The organism is Saccharopolyspora antimicrobica (assembly GCF_003635025.1).
In the GTDB taxonomy this organism is placed as follows: domain Bacteria; phylum Actinomycetota; class Actinomycetes; order Mycobacteriales; family Pseudonocardiaceae; genus Saccharopolyspora; species Saccharopolyspora antimicrobica.
Map to the genome: position 1 here is coordinate 3,020,453 of NZ_RBXX01000002.1, position 13,770 is coordinate 3,034,222.

Consider the following 13,770-nt stretch of genomic DNA (forward strand, 5'->3'; position numbering starts at 1 on the left):
CAGGAGGGGCACCCGCAGTCCGGGGAAGCACTCAGGTTCCGCCAAGTGAGCACGTGTGCAGACCGGCCACCAACAGGCTCTTAGGATCGGCAGGCATGACAGCGGCCAGTACTCCGAAGGGCGAGCGGCGGCGGCAGGCGTTGGTGGTGGCCGCCGCGGAACTGCTCGTCGAGGGCGGTTTCGAGGCCGTCCGGCACCGCGCGGTCGCCGAGCGCGCCGGACTGCCGCTGGCCTCCACCACCTACTACTTCTCCTCGCTCGACGACCTGATCGGCGCCGCGGTGGAGCACGAGTCGCGGCAGGAGCTGGCAGCGGGCCGCGCCCGGCTGGAGGAGCTCGCCGACCAGCCGCGCAGCACGGACGCGGTGATCGAACTGCTGCTGGACATGCTGCTGGGCCGGGACTCGCGCGACGGCGGCGCGGAGGCGGTGCTGCTGCGCTACGAGCGGCTCGTCGGCTCGCCCCGCCGCCCCTACCTCGCGCCGCTGATGCGCGAGCTCGGCGCCGAGCTGCACGAGCTGCTGGCCGAGATCTTCGCCCGCAGCGGTGTGGAGGTCGGCCGGGAGCGGCTGCTCGAACTGATCGCGCTGGTCGACGGCACCGTGGTCAACGCGCTGATCGAGAGCAACCCCGATCCGCGCGGCGCGGCCCGCCGGATGCTGCGCTCTCAGCTCGGCTGAGCCACCCGGTAGAGCTCGGCGTAGGAGCCGCCGGCTGTGAGCAGCTCGTCGTGGCTGCCCAGCTCCACGATGCGCCCGTCCGACATCACCGCCACCCGGTCGGCGTTGCGCGCGCTGTGCAGCCGGTGCGCGATGGCGATCACCGTCCGGCCGTCCAGCAGCGTGGCCAGCGCCTGTTCGAGCTCCCGCGACGTGGCGTTGTCCAGCAGCGAGGTCGCCTCGTCCAGGACCACCGTGTGCGGGTCGGCCAGCAGCACCCTGGCCAGCGCGAGCTGCTGGGCCCGCGAGGCGGGAACGGGGTGGCCGCCGGCGCCGAGCACGGTGTCCAGCCCGTCCGGCAGGCTCCGCAACCACTCCTGCAGCCCGACCGCCTTCAGCGCGTCGGTCAGCTGGCCGTCGGTGAAGTCCTGGTCCGGCAGCGCCAGGTTGTCGCGGAGCGAGCAGGCGAAGATGTGCTGCTCCTGGGTCAGCAGCACCACCTCGCCGCGCAGCTGCTCGGGCGGCAGGTCGGCGATCTCGGTGCGGCCGAAGGCGACCGAACCGGAGCTGGGGCGGCTGATGCCCGCGATCAACCGGCCCAGCGTGGACTTGCCCGCGCCGGACGGGCCGACCACGACCAGCCGCTGCCCGGCGGGCACGGTCAGGTCGATGCCGTGCAGCACCTCGCGGTCCTCGCGGTAGGAGAAGCGGGCGTCGCGGACGACCAGGTCGCGCGATCCGTCGAGCTCCTGCCGCTCGGCGGCGGCGGTCGGCACCTGGTTGACGCCGAGGATCCGCTGCAGGGCGGTGTACCCGGTCTGCAGCTCCTCCAGCCGCCGGAACAGCTCGTCGAACGGGTTCGACATCGCCTGGGCGTAGAGCACGACGGTGATGACCGTGCCGATCTCCACCGATCCGCCCCAGTAGGCCCAGCCGCCGATCAGCAGGATCGCACCGATCGGCAGCACGTACGACAGCTCCAGGCAGGGCAGCCAGACGGTCAGCAGACCGCGGTGCCGGTACTCGGCCGTCACCGCGCTGTCGAGCGCCTGCTCATTGCGCGCGATGCGGCGCCCGCCCAGGCGCAGCGCGGCGACGGTGCGCGCGCCCTCGACGGACTCGTGCGTGCTCGACTGGACGTCCGCCCAACCGGCCATGACCCGGCGCAGCGTCGGCAGGGAGCGCGGGTAGTACCACCGGGTGCTGAACACCATCAGCGGCACGGCGATGAGCATTCCGCAGGCCAGCAGCGGTGAGGTGAGGACCATCGCGGTGCCGGTCAGCAGCACGGTGATCAGCGCGGTGGTGATCTCCGGCGCGGCGTTGCGGATGGCGAAGTCCAGCCGGTCGACGTCGGTGGTCGCGCGGCTGAGCAGGTCGCCGGTGCCCGCGGATTCGACGGTGCCCAGCGGGAGGCGCAGCGCGTGCCCGACCACGCCTTCGCGGGACTCGGCCAGCAGGTGCTCGCCGAGCAGCGTCGCGCGCATCCGCGCGGCCCGCAGGAGCAGCGCGTTCGCCACGAGCACCACGAGGAACGCGCCCGCCAGCAGGTCGATGCGCTCGGTCGTGGTGCCCGCGACCACTCCGTCCACGATCTTGCCGAGGATCTGCGGTCCGACCAGGCCGACCACGGTGGCCAGGCCGAACAGCAGCATCATCGCGGCCAGCCGGCCGCGGTGCGCTCGGAGGGTCTGCCACGCCCAGCGTCGGGCGGTGCGCCCGTCGGCCAACGGCAGCTTCACGTCTCCGCCCCCATGTCCAGCGTCCGGTCCGCCACCGATGTCCAGAGTGGACTCTGGCTGAGCACGATCGTGGTGCGACCGGCGCGGAACTCCTTGACCCGTGCCACGATCCGCGCCTCGGTGTGCGCGTCGACCGCGGAGGTCGGCTCGTCCAGGATCAGCACGTCGGCGTCCGCGCACAGCGCGCGGGCCAGCAGCAACCGCTGCCGCTGCCCGCCGGAGAGCGAGCGGCCGCGCTCGTCCAGCACGCCGTCGGCGGGCAGCGCGGCCAGCACGTCGTGCGCGTCCGCGGTGTCCAGCGCGGCGTCCAGGTCGACCCCGGCGCCGAGGTCGATCTCGGTGCGGACCGGGCCGGCGAACAGCAGGTCCTGGTTGTGCGCCAGCAGGATCCGCTGCCGGACCTCGTCCGGGTCAACCTCGCGCAGCGGCACGCCGCCCGCGTGCGACTGCCAGGCCAGCCGTTCGGCCACGGCTTCGGCCCGCTCCCCGGCGTCGATGACGGTCAGCTCGCCCGCGGCGATCCGCGTCCCGGTGGCCTCGTCGAACAGGTCCAGCGGTCCGGGCGGTAGCGCTCGCGGGTGCTCCGGTGCGGGCGGCTCCGGCCGCACCTGCAGCAGCCCCTGCGCGCGGCCCGCCGCGACCATGCCGCCGACGAAGGTGTAGGCGGCTTCGGAGGCCGTGCGCACCGGGATCACCAGGAACGCCGAGACGCCGTAGAACGCGACCAGCTCGCCGACGCTGATCGTGCCGTCGAGCGCGAGCCGCGCGCCCAGCCAGGTCACCAGCACCGTCACCAGGCCGGTCAGCAGCACCTCCGCGCCGACCAGCCAGGACTCGATCCGCCCGGCCTCGATCCCGGCGGCGCGCACCCGCTGGCTGGCGGTGGTGAACCGCCGGTGGAAGCGGGGCTCGCCGCCGACGCCGCGCAGGATCCGCAGCCCGGAGACGATGTCCGCCGCCTGGGCGCTGACGTGCCCCAACTGCTCTCGCTGCACCTCTTCGCGACGGCGCAGCGGGCCCAGCAGCGGGCTGATGCCGAGCGTCGCCAGCGGGACGCCGACGAGCACCACCGCGCCGAGGAGCGGGGAGATCAGCAACAGCAGCACCGCCGCCACCGCGAAGGACACCAGCGCCCCGGTCGCCCGCCCGACCACCTCGAAGACGTTGCCCACGCGGTAGATGTCCGAGGCGCCGATCGTGACCACCTCGCCGGCCCGGACCTTGCGCGTCAGCACGCCGCCCAGCCGCGTCACGTGCGCCAGCACGAGGCGCTGCGAGCCCGCCGCGCCGTGCAGCCAGAGAGTGTGCGTCGTCCACTGCAGGGCACCCGCGGCGATCATCTGCACGAGTCCGAGCCCGAGCACGACCAGCGCCCAGCCCAGCAGCGTGCCGATCTCGTGCAGGCGGATGCCGTCGTCGATCGCGGCGCCGATGGCCAGCGGCATCAGCGCCGTCGGGAGCATCCAGAGCGAGCCCGCAGCGGTAGCGGTCAGCAGCAGTCCGGGCCGTTGTGCGAGCAGGGACCACAGGAAGCGGAGGGAACTTGCGGCAGCCATGGCCAGATCGACGTTAGCTCCCGGCAATTCCGATGGCGATCTCTTTTCCGGGCGCGTCCGGCCGCCTGCCGGTGGATCCGGTAGTCAAAAGTCCCAGGTGGTTTCGGTGAACTCGCCTTCGGCGATGCGTTCGGCGCAGTCCGGGCACTTGTCGGTGATGGGCTTCGAGCGCGGGTCGCGGCCGATCGGGGTGGGCTGCGGGATCTTCAGCTCGGTCGCGCACAGCGCCGGGACGACCTGACCTGCGTACACCGCGCCGGGACGCATGGTGGTGGCGTGCCGCTGGGCCAGGCCCAACCCGACGATCCAGAACACGTCCTGCCGTTCGTCGCCGAACACGTCGATTTCCATGCTGTTGCGCCTCGCTCCTAAGTCGCCGCGAACCAACGATATTGGTCTGGACGTTGCCATGGCCACCACCGCCGGGGGTATTGAGGTCCGCTTAAAGCAACGCACAGCTGATCTTGCGAACCGGAGTGTCCCTTTCCCGCCTGTTGTCCGAACGGGTGATCGACGGTGCAACCCCGCGCGGAACGGCTGCGTATAGAGCGGCGGGGCGCGGAAAGGGGACGAGCTCTATGCGAGCCGAACAGGAACGGGCGTTCCGCGAGTTCGCCGGGGAACGCGCGCTGTGGTTGCGCCGTTCGGCGTACCTGCTCTGCGGTGATTGGCACCTGGCCGAGGACCTCGTGCAGAACACGCTGCTCAAGCTCTACAGGGCCTGGCGCCGCGTGGATTTGTCCACAGTGGATTCGTACGCGCGTCGGGCCCTGCTGCGGGTGTGGCTGGACGAGCGTCGCCGACCGTGGCGCCGAGCCGAGCGCAACGACGCCGATCCGCCGGAAACGGGCGACGCCGCGGGGGATCCCGCCGTGCTCGGCCAGCGGGCCTGGCGCCGCGACGCCGTGCTGCGCGCGCTGGCCGAGGTCCCGCCGCGGCAGCGCGCGGTGCTCGTCCTGCGTTACTGGGAAGACCTGCCGACGGCCGAAGTCGCCGCCGCGCTGGGGTGTTCCGAAGGCACGGTCAAGAGCCAGGCGTCGCGCGGGCTGCAGAACCTGCGCGCCGCGATCGCCGAGTCCGATCCGGACTTGGCCCGGGCGGTTGCGAGGAGGAGCCGGTGATGTCGGAAGAACTGCTGCGCGAGAGCCTGCGAGCCGCCGTCGCGGACGAACCGCCGCTGGGTATCGACCCCGACGCCGTGGCCGCCGAGGGCAAGCGGCGGCAGCGCAGACGACGTGCCGTCATCGGCGCGGCGGTGGCCACCCTGGTCGTCGCGGCCGGGGCGGCGGCGCTGCCCGGTGTGCTCGGGCCCCGCGCGGTTCCCCCGGCGACGCCGCGCGTCGACGCCGTCGAACCGATCAGCTGGCCGCCGGCGGGCATGGTCCGGGTGGAGCTGCCCGAGCCGCAGCTGATCGCCCGCGGCGAGCAGATCGAGCTCCATTTGGCCGAGTCGATGTCCCGCACCGTCCCCGGTGCCCGCGACATCAGCACCGAGCAGCAGCACGGGCTCGGCCCGGGCTTCGGCACCGAGCCCCCGGCGACCGTCACCGTGCGCGCCGGGTTCCGCCGGGCCGTCGCGCAGGGATCGGTCCTGCCGGTGCTGGTGGACGTGGCGGTGCTCGGACCCGGCACCGTGCTGGCCCCGCCGGACCAGGCGTGCGGGGACGGGCAGCCCGCCACCCGGCACTGCGAGCAGCACGTCCTGGCCGATGGATCGATCGCGGTGGACAGCTCGCTCGGGCTGCCCTCGGCGGCCGGGGCGTCGCACCACGTCGTCCGGCACTTCCGCGTGGACGGCACGGTCGTGTCGGTCACCGCTTCCTTCGACACCAGCACGGCGCACCCGGACGGGATCTCCCCCGCGAGCGGCTTGGCGCAGCCGCCGATGGACCTGGCCGAGCTCATCGCCCTGGCGACCGATCCGCAGCTCTCCCTGAGCCGCTGACCCCGACTCCCGCGAGCACTCGCGGACCCGCACACCACGGAGAGGAAATCGATGTCTGCTCGAACCACCGCACGGCTGACCGCCGCGTTCGCCGTGGCCGCAGCTGTCCTGGCGACCCCGTTCACCGCCGCTGCCGCCCCTGCTGACGTCCCGGACATCCAGTGGCCGCCGGTCGGGACCACGCCGCCGAACCACAGCCCCGAGGAGATCGACCGGATCGCGACCGAGCTGCAGCAGCACGCGCAGGACGTCTTCCCGGACGTGGTGCCGCAGGCGGTGGACCCGACGACGAGCAAACCGTCGCTGATCTTCGACGGCGCCCTCTACGGCAACACCGTGTTCCGCGTCGAGGAGGGCCGCACGGCGGTGACCTACCAGTACAACGCGCCGGGCGTCATCTACAAGTCACCGAAGCAGACGTGCGAGCAGGACAACGTCGCGCTCTGCGAAGGCACCCTGCTGGACGACGGTTCGGTGCTGCTGCACCGGATCTACCCGGAGGCCGCCGACGACCCGTTCCGGGTGGCCACCTCGATGCACTTCAAGCTCGACGGCAGCGTCACGATGGTCAGCAGCTACAGCTACGACCCGATCATTGACGACCAGCAGGACCCGAACCCGCGGCCGGAGGTGGCGGTCCCGTTCGACCAGCTCGACGTGCTCGCCACCGACCCCGATCTCGCCTACCGCTGACCGGTGCGCCGGGTGGCGGTTCCGCGCGAAATCGCCGCACCCCACCTCCCGCACCCGGCGGGAGGTGGGGTGGGCCGAACGGCGGCAATGCGCCGGTATCCTGCGTGTTCGTGACGGTCAAGCCCAGCATTCCGAACGTCCTCGCCGCCCGCTACGCCTCGCCCGAGCTGGTCGAGCTGTGGTCGCCGCAGCACAAGATCATCCTGGAGCGCAAGCTGTGGCTCGCGGTGCTGCGCGCCCAGGCCGACCTCGGCATCGAGGTCCCCGAGTCGGCGCTCGCCGACTACGAGCGGGTGCTGGAGCAGGTCGACCTGGAGTCCATCGCCGCGCGCGAGCGGGTCACCCGGCACGACGTGAAGGCCCGCATCGAGGAGTTCAACGCGCTCGCCGGTCACGAGCAGATCCACAAGGGCATGACCTCGCGGGACCTGACCGAGAACGTCGAGCAGCTGCAGATCCGCCGCAGCCTGGAGCTGGTGCGCGACCGCACCGTCGCGGTCCTGGCGCGGCTGGGGCAGCTCGCCGCCGAGCACGCCGAGCTGGTGATGGCCGGGCGCTCGCACAACGTCGCCGCCCAGGCGACCACCCTTGGCAAGCGCTTCGCGACGGCCGCCGACGAGCTGCTGGTCGGCTTCCACCGGCTGGAGGAGCTGCTCGCCCGCTACCCGCTGCGCGGCATCAAGGGCCCGGTCGGCACCGCGCAGGACATGCTCGACCTGCTCGGCGGTGACGCCGGGAAGCTCTCCGAGCTGGAGCGCCGGGTGGCCGGGCACCTGGGCTTCGGCCGGACGCTGACCAGCGTCGGCCAGGTCTACCCGCGCTCGCTGGACTTCGAGGTGCTGTCCGCGCTGGCGCAGCTGGCCGCCGCGCCGTCCAACGTGGCCACCACGATCCGGCTGATGGCCGGGCACGAGCTGGTCACCGAGGGCTTCAAGCCCGGCCAGGTCGGCTCCAGCGCGATGCCGCACAAGATGAACACCCGCTCCTGCGAGCGGGTCAACGGCCTCGCGGTGATCCTGCGCGGCTACGTCTCGATGACCGGCGAGCTGGCCGGTGACCAGTGGAACGAGGGCGACGTGTCCTGCTCGGTGGTGCGCCGGGTGGCGCTGCCGGACGCGTTCTTCGCCTTCGACGGGCTGCTCGAGACGTTCCTGACGGTGCTGGACGAGTTCGGTGCCTTCCCGGCGGTGGTGGCCCGCGAGCTGGACCGCTACCTGCCGTTCCTGGCGACCACGAAGGTCTTGATGGCGGCGGTGCGGGCCGGTGTCGGCCGGGAGACCGCGCACGAGGCGATCAAGGAGAACGCGGTCGCGGTGGCGCTGGCCATGCGCGAGCAGGGCGCGGAGCGCAACGACCTGCTCGACCGGCTGGCCGCCGACGATCGCCTGCCGCTGACCCGTGACCAGCTCGAAGAGCTGCTGGCGGACCGCCTCGCCTTCACCGGCGCGGCGGCGGCGCAGGTCGGCGAGGTGGCGGCGCAGATCGAGGAGATCACCGCCCGCTACCCCGAGGCCGCGGCCTACCGCCCCGCCGACATCCTCTGAGTCCCCGCCGTGAGCGCTTCGGGGCAGCGCCCCGAGGCGCTCACGGCCAGTGGGCGTTGAAGAAGTCCAGCTCGCAGCGGGTGGCCTGCTGGAACAGGCGCAGGCAGCGGGCCCGCTCGCGCTCGTCCAGCTCCGCGCCCACCCGGTCCAGCTCGCCGCGCAGCCAGCGCACCCACGCCTGGAAGTCCGGGTTGTTGTGCAGCGTGATCCACTCCGAGTGCACGAAGTCGTCCGGCAGCGCATCCGGCGCCCGCACGGCCCACTCGAGGTAGGACCACTCCGCGACGGTCAGCACCGTCAGGACCTCGGCGTAGCTGCCGCGCTCGTTGGCGTCCCGCATCAGCTCCCGGAACGCCACCGTCGCCTCGTCCAGCTCCGGGCGCACCCGGTCGGACTCGCCGACGCCCAGCGCGTCGAACGCGCGCCGGAAGTAGGTGTTCTCCTCGCTGGTGACCACGCCGACGCTGCCCGCGATCGCCAGCCGGGAGGAGTAGCGGTCGGCCTTGGCGATCCCGGAGCCGAGCAGCGCCAGGAAGTCGTCCACGAACTGGAAGTCCTGCACCAGGTAGGAGCGCATCGAATCGGCTGGCACCTGCCCGGTGAACAGGGCCTGGGTGAACGGGTGCCCGATCACCGCCGTCCAGTCGGGCTCGCTGCGCTGGCGGAGCCAGTCGGTGAAGGTCTCGGTCACGGAAGTCCTCCTGTCCGCCGGGCGTCCGGCGTGGTGCGTCCACTACGCCACGCCGCGGCTGTCCTCGCCAACTCGTACCACCGGCGGGAGCGCGCGGACTGGTGGGGGAGAATCAGCACGTGGTTGCACTCGCCGATTACCCCCAGATCGCAGCGGGCAAGGTCCGCCAGCTGCACGCCGTGGACGACGAACACCTGCTGCTGGTCGCCTCCGACCGCCTCTCGGCGTACGACCACGTGCTGGACACGCCGATCCCGGACAAGGGCCGGGTGCTCACCGCGATGAGCGTGTACTGGTTCGAGCTGCTCGCCGACCTGGTGCCGAACCACCTGGTCAGCGCGGACGACCCGCGCATCCCCGGTGAGGTGCGCGGCCGCGCGCTGCTGGTGCGGCGGCTGGAGATGCTGCCGGTCGAGTGCGTCGCGCGCGGCTACCTCACCGGTTCCGGGCTGGCCGACTACCAGCGCACCGGTGCGGTGTGCGGGGTCGAGCTGCCCGCCGGGCTGGTCGAGGCCTCGCAGCTCCCGGAACCGATCTTCACCCCGGCCACCAAGGCGGAGCTCGGCGACCACGACGAGAACATCAGCTTCGACGCGGTCGCCGCGCAGCTGGGCGCGGAGCGCGCCGAGCAGCTGCGCGAGGTGACGCTGCGGGTGTACGAGCGGGCGGCGGAGCACGCGCGCAGCCGGGGCGTGATCCTGGCCGACACCAAGTTCGAGTTCGGTCTGGCGCCCGACGGTTCGCTGGTGCTGGGCGACGAGGTGCTGACGCCGGACTCCTCGCGCTACTGGCCTGCCGACGGCTACCGGCCGGGCCAGGTCCAGCCGTCGTTCGACAAGCAGTACGTGCGCAACTGGCTGACCTCGCCGGCCTCCGGCTGGGACCGCGCCTCGGACACCCCGCCGCCGTCGCTGCCCGCCGACGTCATCGCGGCGACCCGCGACCGCTACGTCGAGGCCTACGAGCGCATCACCGGCCGTTCCTTCGCCGACTGGCCCACCCCGGACGCCTGACCCTCTTCCGATCCCCGATCGACGTGCCCCGGCTCTGCCTCACCCGACCCCGGCTCCCCCTCGGCCCGGTGCCGGTGGGATGCGATTTCAATGGAAATTGGACGTCTGATTTCCATTGAAATCGCGGGAAGGTGCCCACAACCTCCGGCGTGTCGGGCGACGACACGCCGGAGGGTCTGCAATTTCAATTGAAATCGGATCTTCGATTTCAATTGAAATTGCGTGGATCCCGACTCGCGGGGCGTGGAGGTTCGCCGGATTTGCGCCGGGGGGTCATCTCGTCGTCAGGTGGCGGACATCCGGAGCGGGCGCAATGAGTCCTCGTGAGCCCGCCGCTGGTGGTGTCGTTGTCCGGACTCGACGTCCAGGTGCTGGACCGGTGCGTCGAGTTCGGCGCCGACCTGGACCGGCGCGCCGTGCCGTTGTCGCTGCTGATCCCGCCGCGCCCGGCCCCGCCGAGCGCCGTGCTCGACTGGATCGCCGGACGGGTGGCCGGTCGTGACGTGGTGAGCCTGCACGGGTTCGCCCGCACCGCGCCGGGACTGCGGGCCCGGCTCGCCCCGGCCGCCGGGCTGCCCGCGCACGAGGCCGGGCTGCACCTGGTCGCCGCCGCCGCGGTCCTGGAACGGCTCGGGCTGCGGACCAAGACCTTCATCCCGACGCGGTGGTTCGGTTCGCCGGGCACCATCACCGCCCTGCGCCGGCGCGGCTTCTCGGTGTGCGCGGACGCGATGGCGGTGCGGGAGCTCGCCACCGGCCGGGTGCACCGGGGACGCATCCGCATGATCGGACCGGGTGAGCGCGCCGAGCCCTGGTGGTGCCGCGCGCTGGTGCTCGGCGCCGGGCGGGCGGCCCGGCTGGGACGTCCGGTGCGGCTCGCGGTGGACTCCGCGGTGCTGCGCAAACCCGCTGCGCGGCAAGCGGTTCTGGACGCGATCGACCTGGCGCTGCACCACGGCGCACGACCGGTCACCTATGCCTCGTTCGGAGCGCCCGGCGGACTGTGAAGTCCGATGAGGATCCCTTCATCGCTCCTTCAGGGCTGCCTCACGCTCGGCACCGAAGCTGGTTTCAGTCAAGGAGAGAGCCGAACGAGAGGCAGCGGAACGATGCGGACGATGAAGCGGAGCTGGCTGGTGGCGGGCGCGGCGGTGGCGGTGCTCGGGCTCGGCGGCACGGGCGTGGCCCTGGCCGGCGCGGCGGAGCAGGCCCCGGCCCCGGCGCCGCTCCCCACGGCCCCGGCCCCGGCACAGGTGCCGAACCCCGACCAGCCGGCGCCCGTGTGCGTCGATGACGACCTGGACGACCAGTTCGACGACCGGGACGACCGGTTCGACGACGACCGGTTCGACGACCGCGATGACCGGTTCGACGACGACCGGTTCGACGACGACCGGTTCGACGACGACTGCGACGACCGGTTCGACCACGACGACGTCGATGACCACGACGACGCGGACGACCGCGACGACGTGCACGACGTCGACGACCGCGACGACGACTGAGCCGCGGCGACCGCTCAGAGGCCGGTCGGGGTGCCCTTGGTGAGGACCTCGACCGCCGTGCCCTCCGGGCCGAGCTGCTCGAACATCCGGTAGTGCATCTGCGGCACGGCCAGCACCGCCTCGTGGATCGGCACCGCCGTCCGGGGTGCCACCGCGCGCAGGAAGTCGATCGCCTCGGAGAGCTTCAGCCACGGCGCCGCGGTCGGCAGGCCGAGCACGTCGATGCGCTGCTCCGGCACGAAGAACGAGTCGCCGGGGTGGTAGAACGCGCCGTGGTCGACGACGTAGCCGATGTTGTCGACCACCGGGATGTCCGGGTGGATCACCGCGTGCTCGCCGCCGACGACGTTGACCGCCGCGCCGCCCAGCTCGATCACGTCACCGGGCCGGGCCGTGGTCGCCGACAACCCGCGTTCGGCGATCGACGCCACCGAACCCGGGTCGACCACCAGGCGGGCGTCCGGGTTGGCCGCCAGCAGCGCGGGCAGCCGCTCCAGGTCGAGGTGGTCGGGGTGCTGGTGGGTGACCAGCACGGCGTCCAGCTCGCGCAGGTCCTCGAAGTCCGCGGAGAAGGTGCCGGGGTCGATCAGCAGCCGCGCCGATCCGGTCTCGACCAGCACGCACGAGTGTCCGAAGTGGGTGATCTGCACGGTGTTCCTCCTCGAGAGCCGGTGCCCCGACCACTCTCGCACTCCTCACCAGAGCCGGTGCGGCAGCGTGCCGAGCAGCTCGGTCTCCTCGGCCGGGGTCAGCCCGGCCTTGCGCTCGCGGTCGGCCCCGCGCGTGCGCTCGCTCTCCAGCGCGGCCGTCACCGTCTCGGCCAGCGGCCGGATGCGCAGCCCGGCGGCCAGCGAGGGCGCGGCGTCGTGCGAGGCGAAGCCGTCGTAGCCGTCCGGGATCCACAGCGGCAGCGACTTCGGCCCGCTCCAGCGCTGCACCCCGGCTTCGTCGAGCGCCTCGGGCGCGACGGCCGCGAGCTCGGTACCGGCCGGCGCGACGACCCTGGCGATCTCCTTCAGCAGCGCGTCCAGCGCGGTGGCCGGGCCGATGCCGTCGAAGGTGCCTGCGAGGCCGCGCTCCGCGGCCGTGACGATCCAGTCGGCCAGGTCGCGCACGTCGATGTGCTGGGACGGCGTGCCGGGAGTGTCCGGCACGAGCACCCGCCCGCCGCGCGACATCCGCAGCGGCCAGTAGCCGAAGCGGTCGGAGGGATCGTTCGGCCCGGTGATCAGGCCGGGGCGGACCACGAACGCGCGCTCGCCCATCGCCTCCCGCACCGCGTTCTCGCAGGCCACCTTGATCCTGCCGTAGGACTCGGGAGTGCTGGTGTCGGCGGAGTCGGTGATCGGCTCCAGCAGCGGCGCATCGGTGCTCTGACCGGTCGCTGCGTTGTTCGCGTAGACGTTGATCGTGGACACGAACGTCCAGTGCCCGGCGTCCACGGCCTCCAGCGCCTCGCGCACCCACCGGTAGTTCCGCGCGACGTCGACGACCGCGTCGAACCGCTGCCCGGCCAGCGCGCCGAGCCCTTCCGCCCGGTCCACGACCGCCAGCTCCGCGCCGTCCGGCACGTCGCCGCTCGTGCCGCGCGCCGCGCAGACGACCTCGTGCCCGCGCTCCAGGGCCGCCGCCGCGACGGCGTGCCCGACGAAGACCGTTCCACCCAGGACCAAGATCCGCATGGCCAGCACACTTCCGGAAAAACCCGGGCGAGGCGACGGATCTCGCTACCGGTGAACGCCGTGAGCGCTTCGGGGCACCGGAACGCCCCGAAACGCTCACGACCCGCGCTCAGCCGGTGACGGTGATGGTCATCGTCGGCCCGGCCCCGCCGCCGATGCGGGTGTGCACCGAGTACTGACCGGGCGGCACGTCGGCGATGGTCGCCACCGCCTCGGCGACGCCGTCGCGGTCGGCGACCACCTCGGCCAGGCCCTCGTCGGCTCCCACCGGGTGCTCGCGGTTGCGCACGAACGCGGCGGAGGAGATCCAGCTGACGCCCTCCAGCCCGTGGTCGAGCCGCATGACCAGCGTGTTCCCGGCCCGGACCTGGGACTTGTCAGCGGTGAACCGCGGCTGCTCGGCGACCCGGACCGCCTCGGTGCTCGGTGCGGCGGTGGCCGGGACGGTCGTGGTCAGGGCGAGTCCGGCGAGCAGCGCCGCCCCCAGCAACGTCTTGAATGTGCGCATCGGAATGCGTTCCCCTCAGTGACTTTCGATCAACACCGGGCACCTCCCCTCGGTGCCCTCCCTGATAGACGGCGTTCGGGGCCAAAGGTTTAAACAATGTGTGAAATATGTGACGGAAGACACATCGCGGGCGGCATGTGGTGAGCCACACCGCACCCGCCGCCCCTGCCCGGCATGGTGAACTCCCAGCTCAGTTACGCTGCGCCAGTACTGCTGGCCATCCGCCGGGGTC

At 72.4% G+C, this 13,770-nt stretch carries 15 protein-coding genes; 8 read left to right on the plus strand and 7 right to left on the minus strand.

Annotated features, from left to right (window positions below):
* Positions 1 to 95: 95 nt before the first annotated feature.
* Positions 96 to 680, plus strand: coding sequence for a TetR/AcrR family transcriptional regulator (locus ATL45_RS14780; protein ID WP_093159152.1), 585 nt, complete (start codon positions 96 to 98; stop codon positions 678 to 680).
* Here the strand turns inward: ATL45_RS14780 and ATL45_RS14785 are convergent.
* The 3 genes from ATL45_RS14785 to ATL45_RS14795 all read right to left on the minus strand — a co-directional run bounded on the left by ATL45_RS14785 (position 668) and on the right by ATL45_RS14795 (position 4,308).
* Complete coding sequence (locus ATL45_RS14785) at positions 668 to 2,401, minus strand: ABC transporter ATP-binding protein (RefSeq protein ID WP_170210243.1); 1,734 nt, start codon at positions 2,399 to 2,401, stop codon at positions 668 to 670. The two genes, ATL45_RS14780 and ATL45_RS14785, sit on opposite strands and share 13 nt — an antisense overlap.
* On the minus strand, positions 2,398 to 3,957 hold the full coding sequence (locus ATL45_RS14790; RefSeq protein WP_093159154.1) for an ABC transporter transmembrane domain-containing protein: 1,560 nt from the start codon (positions 3,955 to 3,957) through the stop codon (positions 2,398 to 2,400). Before ATL45_RS14790 ends, ATL45_RS14785 begins: the two co-directional genes overlap by 4 nt.
* 84 nt (positions 3,958 to 4,041) lie before the next feature.
* Positions 4,042 to 4,308, minus strand: a complete 267-nt coding sequence (locus ATL45_RS14795; RefSeq protein ID WP_177242095.1) for a hypothetical protein — start codon at positions 4,306 to 4,308, stop codon at positions 4,042 to 4,044.
* A gap of 227 nt (positions 4,309 to 4,535) precedes the next feature.
* Between ATL45_RS14795 and ATL45_RS14800 the strand changes: the two genes are divergently transcribed.
* The 4 genes from ATL45_RS14800 to purB all read left to right on the plus strand — a co-directional run bounded on the left by ATL45_RS14800 (position 4,536) and on the right by purB (position 8,139).
* Positions 4,536 to 5,078 (plus strand): RNA polymerase sigma factor, encoded by a 543-nt coding sequence (locus ATL45_RS14800; RefSeq protein WP_093159157.1) that lies wholly within the window; start codon positions 4,536 to 4,538, stop codon positions 5,076 to 5,078.
* Entirely contained in the window at positions 5,078 to 5,902 is an 825-nt protein-coding gene (locus ATL45_RS14805) for a hypothetical protein (protein ID WP_093159160.1), read from the plus strand. Before ATL45_RS14800 ends, ATL45_RS14805 begins: the two co-directional genes overlap by 1 nt.
* A 51-nt stretch (positions 5,903 to 5,953) precedes the next feature.
* Entirely contained in the window at positions 5,954 to 6,595 is a 642-nt protein-coding gene (locus ATL45_RS14810) for a hypothetical protein (protein WP_093159162.1), read from the plus strand.
* Positions 6,596 to 6,705: 110 nt separating this feature from the next.
* Complete coding sequence (purB, locus tag ATL45_RS14815; protein ID WP_093159291.1) at positions 6,706 to 8,139, plus strand: adenylosuccinate lyase; 1,434 nt, start codon at positions 6,706 to 6,708, stop codon at positions 8,137 to 8,139.
* Between the two features lie 40 nt (positions 8,140 to 8,179).
* Here purB and ATL45_RS14820 read toward each other — a convergent pair whose 3' ends face one another.
* Positions 8,180 to 8,830, minus strand: coding sequence for a TenA family protein (locus tag ATL45_RS14820; protein ID WP_093159164.1), 651 nt, complete (start codon positions 8,828 to 8,830; stop codon positions 8,180 to 8,182).
* 119 nt (positions 8,831 to 8,949) lie between these two features.
* Between ATL45_RS14820 and ATL45_RS14825 the strand changes: the two genes are divergently transcribed.
* The 3 genes from ATL45_RS14825 to ATL45_RS14835 all read left to right on the plus strand — a co-directional run bounded on the left by ATL45_RS14825 (position 8,950) and on the right by ATL45_RS14835 (position 11,348).
* Complete coding sequence (locus ATL45_RS14825; RefSeq protein WP_093159167.1) at positions 8,950 to 9,843, plus strand: phosphoribosylaminoimidazolesuccinocarboxamide synthase; 894 nt, start codon at positions 8,950 to 8,952, stop codon at positions 9,841 to 9,843.
* A gap of 323 nt (positions 9,844 to 10,166) precedes the next feature.
* Positions 10,167 to 10,850, plus strand: coding sequence for a DUF2334 domain-containing protein (locus tag ATL45_RS14830; RefSeq protein ID WP_093159169.1), 684 nt, complete (start codon positions 10,167 to 10,169; stop codon positions 10,848 to 10,850).
* Between the two features lie 111 nt (positions 10,851 to 10,961).
* Positions 10,962 to 11,348 carry an ATPase gene (locus ATL45_RS14835; protein WP_246025351.1) on the plus strand — a complete coding sequence of 129 codons (387 nt, stop codon included), beginning with the start codon at positions 10,962 to 10,964 and terminating at the stop codon, positions 11,346 to 11,348.
* A gap of 14 nt (positions 11,349 to 11,362) precedes the next feature.
* On the opposite strand, the gene ATL45_RS14840 is transcribed toward ATL45_RS14835, so the two are convergent.
* The 3 genes from ATL45_RS14840 to ATL45_RS14850 all read right to left on the minus strand — a co-directional run bounded on the left by ATL45_RS14840 (position 11,363) and on the right by ATL45_RS14850 (position 13,538).
* Positions 11,363 to 11,998: an MBL fold metallo-hydrolase gene (locus ATL45_RS14840; protein ID WP_093159174.1), complete on the minus strand. Its 636-nt coding sequence runs from the start codon at positions 11,996 to 11,998 to the stop codon at positions 11,363 to 11,365.
* Between the two features lie 45 nt (positions 11,999 to 12,043).
* Positions 12,044 to 13,030: an NAD-dependent epimerase/dehydratase family protein gene (locus ATL45_RS14845; protein ID WP_093159293.1), complete on the minus strand. Its 987-nt coding sequence runs from the start codon at positions 13,028 to 13,030 to the stop codon at positions 12,044 to 12,046.
* 109 nt (positions 13,031 to 13,139) lie between these two features.
* On the minus strand, positions 13,140 to 13,538 hold the full coding sequence (locus tag ATL45_RS14850) for a hypothetical protein (protein WP_093159177.1): 399 nt from the start codon (positions 13,536 to 13,538) through the stop codon (positions 13,140 to 13,142).
* Between the last annotated feature and the right edge of the window lie 232 nt (positions 13,539 to 13,770).